Origin of the sequence: Marinobacter sp., assembly GCF_048269445.1 — a bacterium.
Classification (GTDB): Bacteria; Pseudomonadota; Gammaproteobacteria; order Pseudomonadales; family Oleiphilaceae; genus Marinobacter.
On sequence record NZ_JBLXIQ010000005.1, the window covers coordinates 118740 to 136531 of the forward strand.

General features: G+C 58.5%; 17 protein-coding genes. 7 read left to right on the forward strand and 10 right to left on the reverse strand.

The window, feature by feature from the left end; translation table 11 throughout:
- From ubiA to ACN0XM_RS12065, 3 genes are all read right to left on the reverse strand, one after another.
- On the reverse strand, positions 1-888 hold the full coding sequence (gene ubiA, locus ACN0XM_RS12055) for a 4-hydroxybenzoate octaprenyltransferase (protein WP_417567189.1): 888 nt from the start codon (positions 886-888) through the stop codon (positions 1-3).
- A 70-nt stretch (positions 889-958) separates the two neighbouring features.
- The gene (locus ACN0XM_RS12060) at positions 959-1543 is read right to left on the reverse strand and encodes a chorismate--pyruvate lyase family protein (RefSeq protein WP_417567190.1); all 585 of its coding nucleotides are present in this window, start codon (positions 1541-1543) and stop codon (positions 959-961) included.
- A complete protein-coding gene (locus ACN0XM_RS12065; protein WP_417567191.1) occupies positions 1524-2081 on the reverse strand; it encodes a hypoxanthine-guanine phosphoribosyltransferase in 558 nt (185 codons plus the stop codon). Before ACN0XM_RS12065 ends, ACN0XM_RS12060 begins: the two co-directional genes overlap by 20 nt.
- A gap of 259 nt (positions 2082-2340) precedes the next feature.
- Here ACN0XM_RS12065 and ACN0XM_RS12070 point away from each other — a divergent pair, with 259 nt between their 5' ends.
- The 3 genes from ACN0XM_RS12070 to ACN0XM_RS12080 all read left to right on the forward strand — a co-directional run bounded on the left by ACN0XM_RS12070 (position 2341) and on the right by ACN0XM_RS12080 (position 4736).
- Complete coding sequence (locus ACN0XM_RS12070; protein WP_048496576.1) at positions 2341-2508, forward strand: rubredoxin; 168 nt, start codon at positions 2341-2343, stop codon at positions 2506-2508.
- A gap of 84 nt (positions 2509-2592) precedes the next feature.
- Positions 2593-3747: an NAD(P)/FAD-dependent oxidoreductase gene (locus ACN0XM_RS12075; protein ID WP_417567192.1), complete on the forward strand. Its 1155-nt coding sequence runs from the start codon at positions 2593-2595 to the stop codon at positions 3745-3747.
- A gap of 134 nt (positions 3748-3881) precedes the next feature.
- Positions 3882-4736 (forward strand): acyl-CoA thioesterase, encoded by an 855-nt coding sequence (locus ACN0XM_RS12080; RefSeq protein ID WP_417567193.1) that lies wholly within the window; start codon positions 3882-3884, stop codon positions 4734-4736.
- 8 nt (positions 4737-4744) lie between these two features.
- On the opposite strand, the gene ACN0XM_RS12085 is transcribed toward ACN0XM_RS12080, so the two are convergent.
- The 3 genes from ACN0XM_RS12085 to ACN0XM_RS12095 all read right to left on the reverse strand — a co-directional run bounded on the left by ACN0XM_RS12085 (position 4745) and on the right by ACN0XM_RS12095 (position 9059).
- Complete coding sequence (locus tag ACN0XM_RS12085) at positions 4745-7303, reverse strand: EAL domain-containing protein (protein ID WP_417567194.1); 2559 nt, start codon at positions 7301-7303, stop codon at positions 4745-4747.
- A 99-nt stretch (positions 7304-7402) separates the two neighbouring features.
- Entirely contained in the window at positions 7403-7849 is a 447-nt protein-coding gene (locus ACN0XM_RS12090; protein WP_417567195.1) for a flavodoxin, read from the reverse strand.
- Between the two features lie 94 nt (positions 7850-7943).
- Positions 7944-9059 carry a GGDEF domain-containing protein gene (locus ACN0XM_RS12095; RefSeq protein ID WP_417567196.1) on the reverse strand — a complete coding sequence of 372 codons (1116 nt, stop codon included), beginning with the start codon at positions 9057-9059 and terminating at the stop codon, positions 7944-7946.
- Positions 9060-9268: 209 nt separating this feature from the next.
- Between ACN0XM_RS12095 and ACN0XM_RS12100 the strand changes: the two genes are divergently transcribed.
- On the forward strand, positions 9269-10828 hold the full coding sequence (locus ACN0XM_RS12100) for an inorganic phosphate transporter (protein WP_417567197.1): 1560 nt from the start codon (positions 9269-9271) through the stop codon (positions 10826-10828).
- Positions 10829-10923: 95 nt separating this feature from the next.
- Positions 10924-11190 carry a hypothetical protein gene (locus ACN0XM_RS12105; protein WP_099618595.1) on the forward strand — a complete coding sequence of 89 codons (267 nt, stop codon included), beginning with the start codon at positions 10924-10926 and terminating at the stop codon, positions 11188-11190.
- Positions 11191-11276: 86 nt separating this feature from the next.
- Here ACN0XM_RS12105 and panP read toward each other — a convergent pair whose 3' ends face one another.
- The 4 genes from panP to ACN0XM_RS12125 form a co-directional block, all read right to left on the reverse strand.
- Positions 11277-12953 carry a pyridoxal-dependent aspartate 1-decarboxylase PanP gene (gene panP, locus ACN0XM_RS12110; RefSeq protein ID WP_417567198.1) on the reverse strand — a complete coding sequence of 559 codons (1677 nt, stop codon included), beginning with the start codon at positions 12951-12953 and terminating at the stop codon, positions 11277-11279.
- A 194-nt stretch (positions 12954-13147) separates the two neighbouring features.
- A complete protein-coding gene (locus ACN0XM_RS12115; protein ID WP_417567199.1) occupies positions 13148-13492 on the reverse strand; it encodes a DUF503 domain-containing protein in 345 nt (114 codons plus the stop codon).
- A 260-nt stretch (positions 13493-13752) separates the two neighbouring features.
- Positions 13753-15453, reverse strand: coding sequence for an isovaleryl-CoA dehydrogenase (locus ACN0XM_RS12120; protein ID WP_417567200.1), 1701 nt, complete (start codon positions 15451-15453; stop codon positions 13753-13755).
- 2 nt (positions 15454-15455) lie between these two features.
- Positions 15456-16088 carry a TetR/AcrR family transcriptional regulator gene (locus ACN0XM_RS12125; protein WP_417567201.1) on the reverse strand — a complete coding sequence of 211 codons (633 nt, stop codon included), beginning with the start codon at positions 16086-16088 and terminating at the stop codon, positions 15456-15458.
- A 272-nt stretch (positions 16089-16360) separates the two neighbouring features.
- Here ACN0XM_RS12125 and ACN0XM_RS12130 point away from each other — a divergent pair, with 272 nt between their 5' ends.
- Both ACN0XM_RS12130 and ACN0XM_RS12135 read left to right on the forward strand, forming a co-directional pair.
- The gene (locus tag ACN0XM_RS12130) at positions 16361-16582 is read left to right on the forward strand and encodes a hypothetical protein (RefSeq protein WP_417567202.1); all 222 of its coding nucleotides are present in this window, start codon (positions 16361-16363) and stop codon (positions 16580-16582) included.
- Between the two features lie 160 nt (positions 16583-16742).
- Positions 16743-17774: a lipase secretion chaperone gene (locus ACN0XM_RS12135; RefSeq protein ID WP_417567203.1), complete on the forward strand. Its 1032-nt coding sequence runs from the start codon at positions 16743-16745 to the stop codon at positions 17772-17774.
- Positions 17775-17792 lie beyond the last annotated feature (18 nt).

Consider the following 17792-nt stretch of genomic DNA (forward strand, 5'->3'; position numbering starts at 1 on the left):
TCAGCCAATCGCGAGATCAATCACCAGCCCTGAAAAAACGGCAAATCCGGCCCAATTGTTATTGAGAAATGCCTTGAAGCAGCCATCACGCCCTCGCTCCCGCGCCAGATACTGCTGGTAAACAAACAGGCAGGCCATTGCCACCAAGCCCAGATAATAAAAGGTACCCAGTTCCGCCCGGTGGCCCACCAGAAGCAGGATCAACACCACCATGGCTTGCAGGATGCCAATGATGGCCCGGTCGGCATCACCGAACAGGATGGCGGTGGATTTGATGCCCACTTTCAGGTCGTCGTCCCGGTCGACCATGGCGTAGAAGGTGTCATAGGCCACGGTCCACAGCACGTTGGCGGTGAGCAGCAGCCAGGTAAGCTGGCTGAGTTCGCCCGCCTCTGCCGCCCAGGCCATGGGGATCGCCCAGGAGAACGCGGCCCCGAGAAACAATTGGGGCAGATGGGTGTAACGTTTCATAAACGGGTAGATGAACGCCAGCGCAGCGCCGCCGAAGGACAAATACAGGGTTAGCGGATTGGTGAACAGCAGCACCATCAGAAACGAGACAAGACAAAGTCCGGCAAACAGTGCGATGGCTTCCCAGGGCTTGACTCGCCCGGTGGTAAGCGGGCGGTCCCTGGTGCGTTCGACGTGCTTGTCCCAGTCCCGGTCAGCAAAATCGTTGATTGCGCAACCGGCGGCCCGCATGAAAAACACGCCCAGCGTGAAAATGACAACATTAGCCAGTCCGGGGCGGCCTTCGCCGGCCAGCCACAGGGCCCAGTAGGTGGGCCAGAGCAGGAGCAGGGTTCCGATCGGGCGGTCGATTCTGAGCAGCCTGGCGTAGTCGGCCAGCCGGCTCTGGATATGATCTGGCATGGCATCAAGCAACATGGGGGTGCGTCCGTCTGGTGTTATGCGAATTCAGCAAGTGCAGCGATTATAGCCAGTGGCAGGAGGCAGGTTAAAGCGTGTTCCGCCGAAACAGTGCCGGCAGGAAGTATTCGCCAACCAGCAGGGATCGGTTATGGCTGCTGAACAGGGAGCGCCGGGCCAGTTCCGGCTGACCCGCGGCAATTGGATTGCAGAGGCCGGTTTCCAGTGGTCCCCGTTCCCAATGCGGGTTGGTGAACAGGTAAGCGCCCAGGGGCCTGTCGCCCAGATGCAGGAGGCGGCGCCCTTCACCTTCCAGGCAACTCAGAGGAATGACGGTGCGCGCCAGTACCCAGGGCTCGCCGTCACCACAAAGCCGGACTTCCCGAACCCATGCGTGTTGCCTTGGCGGGATCCCGAGGCGCCGGGACTCCTCGAGGTTCGGTGGCCCGAAACCCTCCTGCCGGACTTCGACATGGAATGACCGGGTGCATTGTTTCTGCAGGGCCCGCGTAAACGAGCCCTCCACCTGCAACCAGTAGCGGGCGCGGCCATGCACCGAGGGATTGCGCAGCCCGGCGGCTGTCAGAGAGCGATACCAGACCGTTGGGGGGATGGTCAGGTGGCTGTCGATATCGCTCAGTTGGCTTTTGATGTCAGAGACCCTTGACTGCATAGATGCCCGGAGCGTTGCGCCAGTATCCCTTGTAGTCCATGCCGTAACCGAACAGGAAACGGTCTTCCACTTCCAGGCCCGTGAAATCAGCCTTCAGATCCGGCCGTGCCTTGCGGTCGTGTTTCTTGTCCACCAGTACCGCGGTGAGGACTTCCCTGGCACCGTGGGCCCGGCAGTAATCGGCAATGGCACACAGAGTAGTGCCTTCATCCAGAATGTCATCCACAATCAGAATGGTGCGGTCATTCATGTCAGCTTCGGGCTGCAGCTTCCATTCCAGAATGCCACCTGTGGTTTCCTGGCGGTATCGGGTGGCGTGCAGGTACTCGGCCTGGACCGGGAACCGGAGCCGGGGCAGTAACTGCCCGGTGAGGATCAGCCCGCCGTTCATGACGCAGAATAACAGAGGGTTGCTGTCTTTCAGGCGTTCAGTAATATCGTCGGCGAGTTTGCCAATTGCACTCTGTGCCTGCTGTTCGTCAACCAGGCAGTCAGCTTCGGCCATAACCTGATTCATTTCGGCGACGGTATTGGTCATATCGGTCGGTCCTGTCATAAAACGGGCGATTATACCGGAGAGGGTCGCAGGAAGGGAGGGGGCTACTTTTTCCGCGAGTCTGTATTTGTGGCTATTGGCAGAAACCCGGGGTGTTGTCTGTTGGCATTGGTCAATTCCGGGGCGATGGGTATGATGGCCTGATTCGACAGTGGTTCGTATCTGTTAACTGGATAAAGCACTTGTGCGCATGATTGTCGGACAATTATCATTGCGCCCTGATTGAGCTGGGAGAGATCTGATGAAGAAGTGGCAGTGTGTGGTTTGCGGTCTGATTTACGATGAGGCGGAAGGCTGGCCTGAGGATGGCATTGAGCCCGGCACCAAGTGGGAAGACGTACCGGAAGACTGGGTCTGCCCCGATTGCGGTGTCGGCAAGGAAGACTTTGAGATGATTGAAATCAGCTGATACCCCGAAGCTTGGTCACGCCGTGTGAGTGGGTGGTCATGCAGTGTATTGAGTTACGGAGAGTGCTTTTAGAGGAACGCGGTTATGACTGAGCAGGCCCCTATCGTTATCGTTGGTACCGGCTTGTCCGGCTACTCGCTGGCGCGGGAGATCCGTAAGCTGGACAAAGAGACCCCGGTCATCATGGTGACTGCCGATGATGGCGTGAGCTACTCCAAGCCCATGCTCTCCACCGGCTTTACCAAAGGTAAGGATGCCGAAGGCCTGGCTCAGGGCGCATCCGACGCCATGTCGGAGCAGCTGAATGTGCACATCAGGGCGTTCAGCACCGTCACCGGAATTGATACCCGGGCACACGAGCTGGTGCTGGGTGACGAGCGCCTCGCCTACAGAAAGCTGGTTCTGGCCTGGGGCGCTGATGTCATCCGGCTGAGGCTGGAGGGGGATGGTCAGGAGCACGTGTTCTCCATCAATGACCTTATGGACTACCGTGAGTTTCGTAAGGCCCTTGGCGACGGCAAGCGGGTAGCGATTATGGGTGCCGGCCTGATCGGTTGTGAGTTCGCCAATGATCTGCGAAACGGCGGCTACGAAGTGGACGTGATTGCGCCTTCCGAAGTGGTTATGCCTGGTCTGTTGCCAGAAGTTGCCGCCAATGCTGTTCAGCAGGAGCTGGAAAATCTGGGTGTCAACTTCCATCTCGGCACCGTCGTGGACCGGATCGATCGGAAAGACAGTGGCGTCACCCTGAGCCTGGCCAATGGTAAGACACTGTACGCCGATCTGGTGCTGTCTGCCGTGGGTTTGCGGCCCCGGACCGGGCTGGCCCGGGCGGCCGGTATTGAAACGGGGCGCGGCATAGCCGTTAACCGTGCCCTGGAAACCTCGGCGCCAGACGTATACGCCCTCGGGGACTGTGCCGAGGTAGACGGTCACGTTCTGCTTTACGTTCTGCCACTGATGGCCTGTGCCCGGGCCCTCGCCAAAACGCTGACCGGCGAGCGAACTGAGGTGAGCTATGGCACGATGCCGGTGATGATCAAGACACCCTGTTGCCCCACTGCCGTCTGTCCGCCGGCTCCGGATGCCCAGGGTAGTTGGGATGTGGAGCGGGACGGCACGGACGTCAAGGCGCTGTTCAAGAGTCCGCACGGTGAAGTCCTGGGGTTTGCAGTGACCGGCCGCTTTGCTTTGGAGAAGCAGGCATTGTCCCGGGAGGTGCCGCCGATACACGGGTAACACTCCGAAATGGCCGAATGGCTCCGGTTCCCTGGGGGGCCGTTTGTGCCTGCCGTTTGCGGCTTTTCATTGCGAAATCTCCCCGCTTGCGGTAGAAAACTCCGTCGTGTGCTAACGAAATCACAGGAGCAGGCATGCTTGAGGTAACCAAGAAGCTGGTGGAGTTGCTGGACCTTTCACCCATCGGCGACGATCATTTTCAGGGTGACAGTGAAGATCTAGGCTTTCCCAACGTGTTCGGCGGGCAGGTTCTCGGCCAGGCACTGATGGCTGCCAGTCGCACCGTTGAGGGTCGACTGTGTCACTCCCTCCATGCCTACTTTCTGCGTCCCGGCAATCACAGCATGCCCATCGATTACGAAGTTCAGCGGGTTCGGGACGGTGGCAGTTTCTCCGTTCGACGGGTGATTGCCCGCCAGGACGGCAAGGAAATTCTGACGGGCTCCATGTCGTTCCAGGTCGCTGAAGAGGGCTTTGAGCATCAGCTTAAGATGCCGGAGGCGCCGGCCCCGGAATCACTTCGTTCAGAACAGGAATGGGGTAAGATTCTGGCGCCCCAGGTGCCGGAAAGACTGCGCGAAACCCTGACCCGTGATCGCCCGATCGAGATCCGGCCCGTTAACCCGGTGAATCCGTTAAAGCCGGAAAAACGTCCGCCCCACAAACAGAGCTGGTTTCGCGCCCAGGGGCCGTTGCCGGATGATCCCGTGCTGCACCGCTGCCTGCTGACTTACGCGTCCGATTTCCAGTTTCTCGGTACCTCCCTGAACCCCCATGGGCTGACCTTCATGAGCAAAGGTCTGCAGGTGGCCAGTCTTGATCACGCCATCTGGTTCCATCGGGATTTCCGGATGGATGAATGGCTGCTGTACGACAAGGACAGCCCGAGCGCCTCGGCGGGCCGCGGTTTCAATCGCGGCAACTTTTTCAATGAGGAAGGCGTGCTGGTGGCTTCCACCACGCAAGAGGCACTGATCCGCCAACGTTGACAAGGTTTTCAACCGAGTTTGCGCTGGTTCGGTTGCTGGTGGTTTCGGCCCAGCCAGGCCAATAGTTCGTCAAAAGGAAGTGGTGGCGTGAGCAGGTAACCCTGGATCATGTCACACCCCATATCCCGCAGCAGATCCGCTGTACCATGATCCTCCACGCCTTCGGCCACCACCCGATAGCCCAGGCTGTGGCACATATCGATGGTGGTCTGCACAATCACCCGGTCTTCGGCCTCGGTGGCAAGATCCGTGACCAGCGACCGGTCGATCTTTACCTCGCTGGCCGGTAACTGCTTGATGTAGGAGAGCGAAGAGTAACCGGATCCGAAATCGTCAATGGAAACCGGAATGCCCGTGGCATTCAGGGAGTTCAGGGCTTTCAGGGAATTGCCAGGGTCCTGCATCATTGAGGTTTCCGTGACTTCAAATATGATCGCACCCTGATGGCCTTGATAGCTGCTCATTAACCGTTGCACGAAAATCGGGAAATCCGGTTCCCGCAAATTGTTCGGAGAAATGTTCACGGAAATCGTCAGGGGCCAGCCCCGGTCCAGAAGCTGCGAGCGCAAGGCCAGAGACTGCTCAAGCACCCATCGGGTCAGAGGTTTGATCAGCCCTGTCTGCTCCGCAAGACTGACAATCTCGTCAGCGCGAATCGGCTGGGGCCGCCCTGGCCAGCGGATCAGTGCCTCCATGCCCACAATTCGGCTGGTTTTCAGGCACTGTTTGGGCTGCATAAAAAGCACCAGCCCATCATTTTCCAGTGCCTGCCGCAGCTCCGAGACCATAGTAAGCCGGTCAGCGCTGTAGGAATCCTGTGCCGGTTTGTAATAGGCGATGCCCCGTTCCCGGGCCGAGTCCGAGCCCTCCGCAATAACCGCCCGGCGGATCAGTGTGTTCGCGTCCATGCCATGGTCCGGGAAAATCGCCACACCCAGTTGCGGGTCCAGAGGCACCTCCATGCCAAGGTAATCGATAGGGTACCGGATGCCGTCCAGACCTTTGAGAATCGACCGGGGAACCGAGCCGGTGGCATCCGCATCGACAATGAACGCAAAGGTCTGCGGGTCCAGCGAAGCCAGAAAGAAGTTGCGCTCATCACTCTGTTCCACTGGTATGGCGCCCGGCAGTTCCCGGACTACGGCATTGTAGTGCTTCGACGCCAGCTCCAGGATCCGGTCACTGTTACGGTGGCCCAGGGTCTTGGTAACGGACTGCAGATTATTCAGGTGAATGATCGCAACGCCATAGCGCTTATCCGGACTGCGCATCATCAGGTCGTTCAGCACCATCTCGAAACTGATGCGGTTGGGAAGACCGGTGAGTGGGTTATGCAGGGCGTGGTCCATGAGCTTGAGCTCGGCCGAGCGTCGCGCTGCCATGGCCCTGAGCTCGGCCTCCCGGGCTTCCACTTTCTCCTGCCGTTGCTGGTACAGCCGGGCCGCCAGTGCCAGTGTGAGCAGGATGGCTTCCAAAGCCGAACCAATCTGCATTCCGTAGGTGGTCAGGAAGGTATTGGGGAGCAGTCCGTATTTGTTGGCTGCGGTTATGGCACTGCCGACGGTCAAAGCGCCCCAGGCCAGAGTGTAGTAACTGGCCTGAGGATTACCCTTGACCCATTGTAACGGGCCAAGGGCGGTGAGGAGCAGGCAGCTGGGTATGGCCAGTGCCACGGTCAGGCGGCTTCCGGTGCTGTAATCAACCAAGAAGGTGGTAGCGGCAACGGCAGCATTCAGGGTGATTGTGAGAACAACAAGCCGATCCAGAGTAGGTCCGGTTTTCTTCAGCTTCAGGAACGAGCGGGAGAACAGCAGGGTGAACAGCATCGCGAACGGCACCGACAGCAGCATCATCTGGTTATGTATGGCGGGGCTGTCTGGCCAGATTAGCTGGAAGGTTGTGCCATTGAGACTACCAATCAGCAGCAGGTAGCCAAGGGTCGAGAGTACGTAGAGTAGATAAACCGGCTCCCGCAGAGCCGAAAATATAAATAGATTAAAGAAGATGACGGTAATCAGGATGCCATAATACAGAGCATGCAGCTGGTCTTCGGTTGATGTGTACTCGAAAAATGCCTGCGCGTTCCAGAGCTTTAGTGGTATCTGCATGGCCCCTTGGGTACTTACTTCCAGCAGAATCTGGTACTCACTGGCAATGCTTTGTTCGAATGGAAACAGGAAATGGCGGTTCAGAATGGGCCGTTGCTTGAAGGGAACTCGATCCCCGGTGATTATCCGGGTTGCGATTCGGCCATTTTCCAGCAGATAGAACGTGAGTCTGTCGAGCTGGGAATAGCGGACTTCCAGGAGGTTGATCGTTGCCGGGCTGCGAACGGGAAACCGGAGCCAGACCGTATCCCTGATATAGCCGAAGTTCGGGCTTTCCTCTTTCAGTATCTGCCAGTCGTCGGAGGCCAGCGCTTCCGTAGCGGTGAGCGTGCTATCGGGACCGGATCGGAGGTACTCAATCTGCGGGATATACGATGTCTCAGCCCCTCGGGAAGGTGCTGCCAGGCCTGACAACAGAGTCAGTGCTATCAGCAAACGGAGCCATTGTGTTGATACCACGGTATACCGCTTTTTATCGTTGTCTTTCCGAGTATGGCCGGTCGCCTTTAACGACTCAAGTCGGAGGCAGGAGATGTTTGGCAAATTTGGGTAAGCCGGTCAGACTTGGCTAAGCCATTCCCGGGCCCAGGGCAGTGCGTCTGCTTCCGGCTCCATGGTTTCCAGGGCGTCAATGCGCAGGGTATCGCCGACCTTGCGGGCGGAAGTCTCGTACAGAGCTTCCTCCATCAGTTCGCCGGCGCCGCAAAAGGTATCGCCGTAGGAGCTGTCGCCCAGAACGATCACGCCGAACGGTCGGCCCGGCTGCTGAGGAAGCTGGTCCCGCAAATCCAGATAGAATGGCAGCAGGTTCGGTGGCAGCTCGCCCTGGCCGGTGGTGGAGGTGCACACCAGAAGGGGGTCGTGGTTTGATGTGATGTCTTCCAGTGCCGGGTTCTCCAGCACGGTGACCTGATGCCCCCCGGTTTCCAGATCTTTTTTGATGGCTCGGGCTGTCAGCAGCGCGCCGCCGTAGACGCTGCCCACCAGAATACGAATGGCTGTCATCGGTTTACCTGTGCAATGTACTGGGTTCAGACCTTACGGTCCCATGGTCGCGCACGATCATAACGGGCGCGCTTGATGGGCTCAACTGGGGGGCTTAACCGGATGGATTTCTGAAGCGGGCAGCGGGCGGGTCAGCCTTCTGGCTGCGCACTCGTGGCGCAATCCGGTTGCGGCCGGATTCCTTGGCACTGTAGAGGTTTACATCGGCCTGTTTAAGCAGGGCGTCCAGGGCCCCGGCCTTGGCAATGGAACAGACGCCCGCGCTGATGGTGACCGGCAGGTTGTGTTCCCGGAACCGGAATGGTTGGCTGGCTACCTTGGAGCGAAGCCTTTCTGCCAGAGTCAGTGCCTGGATCAGCGAAGTGTCGGGTAGGAGCACCAGAAACTCTTCACCACCCCACCGGGCCGCGACATCGGTTTGCCGGATCACTGTGTTCATCAGCTTGGAAAATTCGCGGAGCACTTCGTCACCGGCATCGTGCCCGAACTGATCGTTGATACTCTTGAACATGTCAAGATCGATCAGGGCAACGGAGAAGTGGTGCCCGGAGCGCTGGTAGCGGGAGAACTCCATGGCCAGGCGGTTTTGCATGTCCCTGCGGTTGGGCAGCCCGGTGAGTTCATCGGTTCTCGCAGCATGCTCGTGGGTTTCGGCAAGTGCCACCAGCTCATTGCGGGCCTTGAGACGGCTGGCCTCAAGGACAAAACAGAATATTGATTCGAAGGTGAGCGTGGCAAAGAAGCGGATCTTGAAATCCATGCTGTAATCCGCAGCCACCAGTGGGAGGCCGGGAAACTGGAAGACCACTGCTGCGATTAGGTAGCAAAACAGCAAAACTGCAGTGCCGGTTTTCAGATCGGTGAGGTAGAACAGCAAGGGCGGAAATACGTAGAACCAGAGAGGACCGGTATTGCTCTCGCCGCCAGAGGCGATCAGATAGGTAAACAGCAGGCCGACAATGACAATCAGGCCCCCTTTTTGCCTTGTCTGGTTCCTGGTGTTGGCAAAATACAGCATGTTCACGCCGATCAGCACGATAAACGACCACAGCACCCAGGCATGGGTTGTGTGGCCCGCGAGCCAGGCCTTGGCGCCGATTCCGATGAGAAAGGCGATGGCGGTTGCCGAGAGCCAGGTGAGCAGGCGCGAGACCTGAGCGTCTTCCCGTTCGCCAGCGGCGATCTGGCCGGAGGAGGTTGGTTGGGACATGGAAGCCTTAGTTGTGGTGTTTTTGTAATTTAGACGCTTTTAGCCCGGATTATGAGTGAAGTTAGTGAAATTTTGCAGTCCCGTCTGTGATGTGTTTAGCCTGTATGGAAGATGACCATTTTATTTCAATTTTGTGTCAAAGATTTTATAGTTGCGCCGCGGCAGAGCCTGCGAGCATTTCCCACAGACTAAACGAGACCTGATCTGTTATGGCCCGTTCGAGCGGATTCCTGGATACCCTTCTTACCAGCCCTACCACGGAACGATACAGGGTCGGCATCAGCCTGCTTTTCCTACTTGGAATCTGGCTGACTGTCGGATCATTCAGCCAGGGAATGCCGAACAGCATGTTGCTGATGGCGGCGGCGGTCATTGGCGGCTATATGGCGATCAACATCGGCGCCAACGACGTTGCCAACAACGTGGGGCCGGCGGTTGGCTCCGGGGCCCTTTCACTAGGCGCGGCGATTGTTGTTGCCGCTATTTTCGAGGCGGGCGGTGCGGTCATTGCCGGGGGTGATGTGGTATCCACCATCAAGGGCGGCATCATTGATCCCACCAGTCTTGAAGATGGCCGGGCCTTTGTCTGGCTGATGACTGCGGCCCTTCTGGCTGGCGCTCTCTGGCTGAACCTGGCCACCTGGATGGGCGCGCCTGTCTCCACTACCCATTCAATCGTTGGTGGCGTTCTCGGTGCTGGCATCGCCGCGGGTGGTTGGGGCATTGCCGATTGGGCGGTGATGGGCAAGATTGCTGCCAGTTGGGTCATCTCCCCCGTGCTGGGTGGTGCCCTGGCGGCCCTGTTTCTGTTCGCGATCAAGAAGACGGTACTGTATCGCAAGGATGTTGTTCCGGCGGCGCGCACATTCGTACCCTGGCTGGTAGCCATTATGGCCTGGGCTTTCGGTACCTACCTGATGATCAAAGGCGTCAAAAAGATCGTTAAGGTGGATTTCCTTGAGGCGACCCTGATTGGTCTTGTGGCAGCAGCCGTGGTGTTCTTCATCATGCGTACGGTGGTGGGGCGACTGGCATCAACCATGGAGAACAGCCCGGCGGGAGTGAACACCCTGTTTACCTGGCCCCTGATTTTTGCCGCCGCCCTGCTAAGTTTTGCTCATGGCGCCAATGACGTGGCCAATGCCATTGGTCCCCTCGCAGCTATTAACGATGCCCTGTCGGCCGGAACGGTGATTACCTCGGCCAGTATTCCCCTGTGGGTCATGATGGTGGGTGCTCTCGGCCTTGCCGTTGGCCTGATGCTGTTCGGACCTCGGCTGATCAAGACCGTTGGCAGCGAAATTACCGAACTGGACAAGACTCGGGCTTTCTGTATTGCCCTGTCCGCGGCGCTGACCGTAATCGTTGCTTCCCAGTTGGGCCTGCCGGTTAGCTCTACTCATATCGCGATTGGTGGTGTATTTGGTGTTGGCTTTCTTCGGGAATATCTAAAATCCAACTACGCAACCCAACTCCACAAGATCATGGAACATCATGACCCGGAAGAGCAGGAGCGTCTCAAGCCGTTCCTTGATGACTTCCGCAATGCTTCGGTTGAGGAAATGGAAAACCTGCTGAAACAGGCCAAGAAGAAAAAGCAGGTGCCTCTGTCCAAGTCTGAGCGCAAGCGGCTGAAAAAGATCTACCGGGAAGAAATGGTCAAACGTTCCCACCTGGTAAGGATCGCTGCTGCCTGGATCATTACCGTGCCGGCGTCTGCGATCATGGCGGCTATCCTGTTCTTTACCCTGCGGGGCCTTCTGATCTGAGACCTTGGGCTGGTTGTAACTGCCCAGTTTGGCCATACTATGAAGATATTACGGGGGTGTTCGCCCCCGACAGTCATATGTCCGGGGAGTGAAGTATGAGTACGTCGAGTGAGGGCCGTCAGGCGAGGATGATTGATGAGCTTCGGGTGTTCATCAAGAAGGTGCTGAGTGATCCTACCATCGCGGTGAAATCCATGGAGATTGCCCGGAAGCACCGTAGTGACCCGAATGCCGATGAGATTATTGCCCGGGAAATCAGTGCCAACACGAACATCCGGATCCCGGAGAACTGGAGCGAGGCGGATCGCATGTTCCTGGATATCATCCACGATGTTCTGGATGATGAAGAGGCGCTTTACTGAGGTCACGCGAAATGCGGAGCCATCCCTGGCTCCGCACGGTTTTTGAAACGTACCCCGACCGGCTCGTTCAAGCTCTGGAATTACCTTCAAGCTTGTCTGGAGCTGATCTCGTGCTGTTTTAATACGGCTTTCGCCATCTGATGCAGGATAGTTATTTCATCCTGAATCCCCTCGTCCCCTGATAATTCCCTCTGTTCTGAGAGGATGTCTGCCAGTATTTCCCGCGTCGTTAGGGGGTTGGCCAATACCACCCGGAAGACAATGCATGGGAAATGGAAATAACGGGCTGGCTCAAGTCGGGTCCGTGAGACGAACGCCTTACCCCGTTCCCGCTGGGTTTTCTGGATGAACTTGGTGATCCGGTTCAGGCAGGAATTGAGCTTTTCCGCCTGCAGTGGGTCGGCAAGTTCCAGGGCCTGCTGGACGTTCTCCGGGCAGTACCGGTAGGTGAGAATGTTCAACTCCGGCCTGGTGATCAGTTCGAAGTCGGATTCCGCCTCGATCATTTCCGCAAAGCTTTTCGCCTTGTCGATGCCCTGGTCAATCAGGATTTCGTAGCCCTCCCGGGCCAGGATTTTCAGGCCGGAATGGATCAGCATGGACATGCCCGGCCGGGAGCCTTCGAGGGTTGTACTGCCCAGGTCCCGGGATCCTTTCCGAATTATATACTGGGCATGATGCTCGACGGCACTGGCGAGACTTGGGTCTCGGAACACCACCAGGCCCACGCCCATGGGCACGTATAGCTGCTTGTGAGCATCGAAGGTGACGGAATCGGCCTTCTCAATGCCTCGCAGAAGGTGCTTGTAGGTGCGGGAGAACAGAGTGGGGCCACCCCAGGCGGCGTCGACGTGGAAGTGGGCGCCGAATTCTCGGGCGATGTCGGCCATGCCATCCAATGGGTCGACGTTGCCGGTTTCAGTGGTGCCGGCAACGCCGCAGATGGCCATCACCTTGATTTTCTGACGCTGCAGTTCCAGGCATTTGTCCCGAAGGGCATCGGTATTGATGCGGTTTTCGTCGTCGGTATCCACAGGAATCAGGGATTCCCGGCCCAGGCCGAGCACATCGGCGGCTTTGCGCAGGGAGTAATGGCCGCGACGGGAGACCACGATGGCAGCGCCTTCGTAGCCATAGTATTTCAGTGCCCGGAACAGGCCTTCCTGGTGCAGGCCCCGGAAGCTGCCCTCGGCAGGGAAGGCACGGTTGCGGGCTACCCAGAGAGCGGTCAGGTTGGCAATGGTACCGCCAGAGCACATGGCGCCCAGGGCGTGGCGTGGGTCGTGCATCCATTTGCGGTAAAACGCACCGTCCTCCTGATACACAAGGCGGTGAATCATGCCCAGTACCTGCCGTTCCATGGGGGTAAACGCCTTGGAGGTTTCGGTTTTAACCAGGTTCTGGTTCAGGGCAATCATGATTTTGGACAGCGGCAGCATGAAATAGGGCAGCGCTGAGGTCATGTGTCCGATAAACGCGGGGGAGGCGGTGTGAACGGAGTTGGCCACCAGTTTGTCGAGCAGGAACTGGGCCTGTTCAGACACGAAGACGGGCTTTTCCGGGATGGTGTAATCGGAGAAGTCTTTCTCCACATCCGAAAGGTCACGCTCGACCGCAACGATGTGCTCCTGAAGGAAGCCGGCAAGGTTGCGGGAAATGTTCTGGTCAATCCGGCTCAGCGTGGATTCCGGAGCCTCGGGCACCGTGAACACGCGATACATGGCCTCAACCGAGGCCTGGGCGGATTTTTTCTTTCCGGTCATAGGCGCCACTCACACTCAGTGGTCATCCGAAGGGCCGGTTCCGGATGCCCTGCGGATAAGGCCGGCATTCATGTCCGGCATTGGTTACGGGTCACCTGCCGCTGGCAGGCGCACTGGCATCCCTGAGGGGGCGTAGTATACGGCCTGGCGACAGGTTACGCCACAGGGCCCCGGCCAGGGTTGCTGTGTTCCGGTCAGAGTATTTCCCGGTGTATATCCAGTATGGCTGCATCCACCCGGTCTTCGATCGCTTTTTCAACCTGATCGAGGCGCTGGGTGATTTGCTGGGAGGAGGTGCCCAGGGCCGCGACGGTCCAGGTGGCGCAGTCCAGGGCTTCCTGGTCGGCGGTTTCTGCTACGGCCAGGTCCGGTTCTTTGCCCCAGACGGCCTTGAGGGCAGTGAAGACTTTGCGTTTGGCTTTGAGGTCTTCGCAGCCGTAGAGCTGGAAGTGCAGGGTCAGGACGCCTACGTGGGGCGTGATGACCGGCTGCTGGGGCTTTTGGCCTTCCCTCAGGAGTTTTCTCAGCGCTTCTGACATGTCTGGTTCCGTGCAGGAGTCGATGGGGAATCCCCTCCAAAAAACGCTCCTTGCGGCACATCCCTGTGGCGCTTGGGCTCCGCCATCCATGGCTCCGCACATTTTTGGGAGGGGATTCCCCACCGACTCTCAAAGTTCTCAGTGGGCTTCTCACAGCCGTTCTTGCCCCCAGTGACCAGGGGCGAAAAACGAAGCGTTAGCTAACCGTAGGTCGGCTTAGCCGAAGGAGTAATCCGACAGGATTGGCTAACGGCACTCATTTAGCCTACTACAGGCGTTGCCCGTTTGATAATGGCTGCCGGGTCCGTGCCGGACGGCAGGTTGCCATAGTTCATGCCGCCGCCGGATTGCAGGCGGGTGGCGCAGAAAGCGTCTGCCACGGCTTTGTCGGAGTGGCGGATCAGCAATGAGGCCTGCATGACCAGGGCCATCCGGTCGACCAGGTTGCGGGCACGGTACTGGAAATCGCTGATGTCGGCGAAGTCGTGTTGCAGCTGCGCCAGGAACTGGTCGAAGCGGCGGTCGGCGCCTTTGGCTTCGGCCGCTTCTTTGAAGAAGGCGTCGAGGGTTTCGGGTTCTTTTTGCAGGGCGCGAAGAGTGTCCAGGCACTGGACGTTGCCACTGCCTTCCCAAATGGCGTTGACCGGGGATTCGCGGAACAAACGGGGCATGATGCAGTCTTCCATCAAGCCGCTGCCGCCGATGCATTCCATGGCTTCATAGGCGTGGTTCGGGGTGCGCTTGCAGATCCAGTATTTGCCAACCGGGGTGGCCAGGCGGGCCAGGAGGCGTTCGTGTTCCTTGTCCTGATTATCCAGGGCGCGAGCGATTCGCATGGTGTAGGCCAGTGCGGCTTCGCTTTCCAGGGCCAGGTCGGCCAGGACGTTCTGCATTAGCGGTTGTTCGATCAGTCGTGCGCCGAAAGCACTGCGGTGGCGGCAGTGGTGGGTGGCCTGGGCTACGGCCTGGCGCATGCCGGCGGAACTGCCGATCATGCAGTCGAAGCGGGTCATGGACACCATTTCGATGATGGTGGGTACGCCGCGGCCGTCTTCGCCTACCATCCAGGCCAGGGCGCCGCGCAGTTCGGCTTCGCTGGACGCGTTGGCGATGTTGCCCATCTTGTTTTTCAGGCGCTGGATCTGCCAGGGGTTCTTGGTGCCGTCCGGGCGCCAGCGGGGCATCAGGAAGCAAGACAGTCCGACCTGGGTCTGGGCCAGCACCAGGAAGGCGTCGCACATGGGAGCGGAGACGAACCATTTGTGGCCAACCAGTTCATAAGCCTGGCCGGGGCCCTTGGTGCCGACTGGATAGGCTTTGGTGGTGTTGGCCCGGACATCGCTGCCACCCTGTTTTTCAGTCATGGCCATGCCGATGGTGACGGAGGTTTTCTGACTGTCCGGCAGGTTACGTGGGTCGTAGCGATTGGCGAGGATCCGCGCCTCCCAGTCCGCCGTCAGTTCCGGTTGCTTCCGGATGGACGGGACGGCGGCAAAGGTCATGGTCACCGGGCAGCAATGGGCCGCTTCCACCTGGGAGTGCATGTAGTATTTGGCAGCGCGGGCCACATGAGCGCCCTGGCCGGGCTGGCTCCAGGGACTACTGTGCAGGCCGTTTTCGAAGGCAATGCGCATCAGCTCGTGGTAGGCCGGGTGAAAGTCCACTTCGTCGACGCGGTGACCGAAACGGTCATGGGTGTTGAACGTCGGCTTGTTGGCGTTGGCGCGGAAGCCCAGATCAATGGTTTCTGCGGTGCCGGCCAGGGCGCCGAAAGCCTTGAGGTCTGCGGTTGTCCTTCCGGCACCCTCGCGAAGAGCGGCCTCCTGAAGCGCGATGTCCTGCTCGAACAGGTTGTAATTCTCCAGGGCCGGTGGCTGGTTGAAGACCTCATGGGTGGTGGCCAGGTAGCGATCTTCCTGATCGGTTGATGGCATGTCGGGCCGGGATTGGCGCTCGTTCATTGCTACCTCCTGGTGCCGGTCAACCCCTGCATGCAAAAGCGGATGATGGAATCGACCAGCAAGTCGTTGTTGTCAGTAGTTGCGCAGGCCGGCTGGCTGGTCTGGGTTGGCGACAGCGGGCCAACCAGGCTTTCTGCGATAGCGCCGACCAGGCAGGTACTGCTCTGGCGTGCGTCCTGATCCGGTATGCAACCTTCTGCGATGCCATCCCGGACTGCTTCCTCAAACAGGTTGGCGTAGGCCTTCCGGTAGGCCAGCCGTTCCTCTTCCACTTTCGGGTCCACCGGCTCCGCGATCAGGGACCAAGCCATCATTGGGCCCCTGAGAGCTCGTTCCGCGAACTGTCTCAGAGCCCGTTCCAGCCTCTCGGTCGCGTTTCCTGAGGTGGCCAGTGCCTCGGCAACCTTGTCGACTTCGCGCTGGGTGGCCAGCCGAAATATTTCCGCAAACAGGTCTTCCCTGGACTCAAAGTGCCGGTAAATGGTTCCCGTCGCTACGCCTGCGAGGCCGGCGATGCGGGTAATTCGCGCGCTTCGGAATCCACCCTCTTCAACGCATTGGTAGGTGCATTCCACAATCCGTTTTCGCGCCTCGGCCTTACGCTGACGCATTTTCTCTGTTTCTCGATAGGCCATTACGACTCCCTGTAAGAAGTGAATCATTATTCATTATTTATGTCAATTCTGCTGGCTCTCAACACATGGCAAATTAAGGCATTATATTCATGGTGTTATGGCATGTTACAAAAAATAACAAAAAAGTCGTTGCCAGCAAATGGCGTACTCACAAAAAGCAGATTATAAAGACGCCAAGACGAAGCCGCAGGCGGTCGTTCGTCGACACGGAGTGAGGCCCCCTGCAGGGGCGCAGCACTCGACAATCTGTTTTCGTTGATGGAGAAAAGATCATGGGTGAATTCGACGAAAGCAACCTGGATCAGTCCGCGAGCTGGGCCAGTGAAGGTGACGACAACCACTCCATTGCCGGCCGTGCGCGGATTCGCGCACAGTTGCAGGCAGACATTGATGCATTTCTGAACCACGGCGGCAAGATACAGGAAGTTGACACCACCTTCCGTTCTGATTCCCCGCGCAAAGTGGACGTCGGTTTCAACAACCGGTCCCTCTGAATGGCAGCCGGGCAGGCCGGGGTGGGTTCGCCCCGGCTCTGTTTTTGATGTCGGTCTCGTTATAGCCAGCCAGCCTGGTTTATCCTCGGTCAATACCATCCTGTCCTGTTAACCGGGGCAAGGCGCCAGTCACCCACTGATTCCGGACCCGCCCCTGGCCATGAAGTCTTTTATCCGATTTTGCGTTACTTTGCCGGTGATAATAGCAGTTGTTGCCATACTTTGGCTGTCCACCACTGACCCACAGGAAGCCACCCCGCCAACCGACGCTCTCAATCAAGATGGGCAATCGGTCGTGATTCCGGAACAACGGTTTTCCGGCGAGCAGACTGCGCCCTCGAAGCTGGTTGGCGAGTCGTCGGCTGCCACGATTCCGGAAGCTCTGCCTTCTTCCCTGACAGGTACGTCTGTTCCGGGCGGCTGGGCCAGAACAGACCGATTAGGCAATCTGATGCCCACCCCGCATTTACGCCAGATGTTCGAGTATTTTCTGTCTGCCCTGGGGGAGGAGTCTCTGGAACAGCTGGTGGCCCGTATCGAGTCCGCCCTTGTAGTGCTCGAAGAACCGGCGAGATCCCAGGCCCTGGCAACCCTCGGTGCTTATCTCGATTACAAACTGGCCGTTTCGGAACTTGAACAGACCTATGGTGATGTGACTGGCCTTGACCCGGATGAGATGCGGCGACGGATGACCGAGATCCATGCCCTGCGCCGAACCTGGCTGGACGCCGCTACCGCGGAGGCCTTTTTTGCCGATGATGAAGCGGTTGACCGCTTTCAGATGGAAAAACGCCGAGTTGCCCGGGACGAAACGCTGACGGCTGAAGAGAAGGTTGCAGCCCTTCGCAAGGCCGAATCTTCGCTACCGGGACCGCTCCGTGAGGCCAGGAAAGAAACCCGTCAATTCACCGAGTATGAGCAGGTGCGTCAGCAGCTTGCGGACGATCCCCGGACACTTCATGCCTGGCGACAGGAGGCGTTCGGAGTGGAAGCAGCGGACCGGTTGGCGCAGCTTGAAAAGGAACAGCAGGTGTGGGACCAACGTTGGCAGGGGTACTCCGTGGAACGGGATCGCCTGATGTCGTCCGGGTTGGCGGCGAAGGAGCGGGAGGAGGCGCTGGATCGCCTCAGGGCGAGCCACTTCAACGAAACCGAACGGATCCGTGCCGAGGCGCTGGATTCAATCCGGTAATCGCCCTGTCATCAAATC

Coding starts and splice junctions, on each gene's coding strand:
- ACN0XM_RS12130 (WP_417567202.1), top strand. CDS start 16,361: ATGGGTGAATTCGACGAAAGCAACCTGGATCAGTCCGCGAGCTGGGCC.
- ACN0XM_RS12100 (WP_417567197.1), top strand. CDS start 9,269: ATGGCCCGTTCGAGCGGATTCCTGGATACCCTTCTTACCAGCCCTACC.
- ACN0XM_RS12135 (WP_417567203.1), top strand. CDS start 16,743: ATGAAGTCTTTTATCCGATTTTGCGTTACTTTGCCGGTGATAATAGCA.
- ACN0XM_RS12065 (WP_417567191.1), bottom strand. CDS start 2,081: ATGACCAATACCGTCGCCGAAATGAATCAGGTTATGGCCGAAGCTGAC.
- ubiA (WP_417567189.1), bottom strand. CDS start 888: ATGTTGCTTGATGCCATGCCAGATCATATCCAGAGCCGGCTGGCCGAC.
- ACN0XM_RS12120 (WP_417567200.1), bottom strand. CDS start 15,453: ATGAACGAGCGCCAATCCCGGCCCGACATGCCATCAACCGATCAGGAA.
- ACN0XM_RS12070 (WP_048496576.1), top strand. CDS start 2,341: ATGAAGAAGTGGCAGTGTGTGGTTTGCGGTCTGATTTACGATGAGGCG.
- ACN0XM_RS12075 (WP_417567192.1), top strand. CDS start 2,593: ATGACTGAGCAGGCCCCTATCGTTATCGTTGGTACCGGCTTGTCCGGC.
- ACN0XM_RS12125 (WP_417567201.1), bottom strand. CDS start 16,088: ATGGCCTATCGAGAAACAGAGAAAATGCGTCAGCGTAAGGCCGAGGCG.
- ACN0XM_RS12105 (WP_099618595.1), top strand. CDS start 10,924: ATGAGTACGTCGAGTGAGGGCCGTCAGGCGAGGATGATTGATGAGCTT.
- ACN0XM_RS12095 (WP_417567196.1), bottom strand. CDS start 9,059: ATGTCCCAACCAACCTCCTCCGGCCAGATCGCCGCTGGCGAACGGGAA.
- ACN0XM_RS12115 (WP_417567199.1), bottom strand. CDS start 13,492: ATGTCAGAAGCGCTGAGAAAACTCCTGAGGGAAGGCCAAAAGCCCCAG.
- panP (WP_417567198.1), bottom strand. CDS start 12,953: ATGACCGGAAAGAAAAAATCCGCCCAGGCCTCGGTTGAGGCCATGTAT.
- ACN0XM_RS12090 (WP_417567195.1), bottom strand. CDS start 7,849: ATGACAGCCATTCGTATTCTGGTGGGCAGCGTCTACGGCGGCGCGCTG.
- ACN0XM_RS12080 (WP_417567193.1), top strand. CDS start 3,882: ATGCTTGAGGTAACCAAGAAGCTGGTGGAGTTGCTGGACCTTTCACCC.
- ACN0XM_RS12060 (WP_417567190.1), bottom strand. CDS start 1,543: ATGCAGTCAAGGGTCTCTGACATCAAAAGCCAACTGAGCGATATCGAC.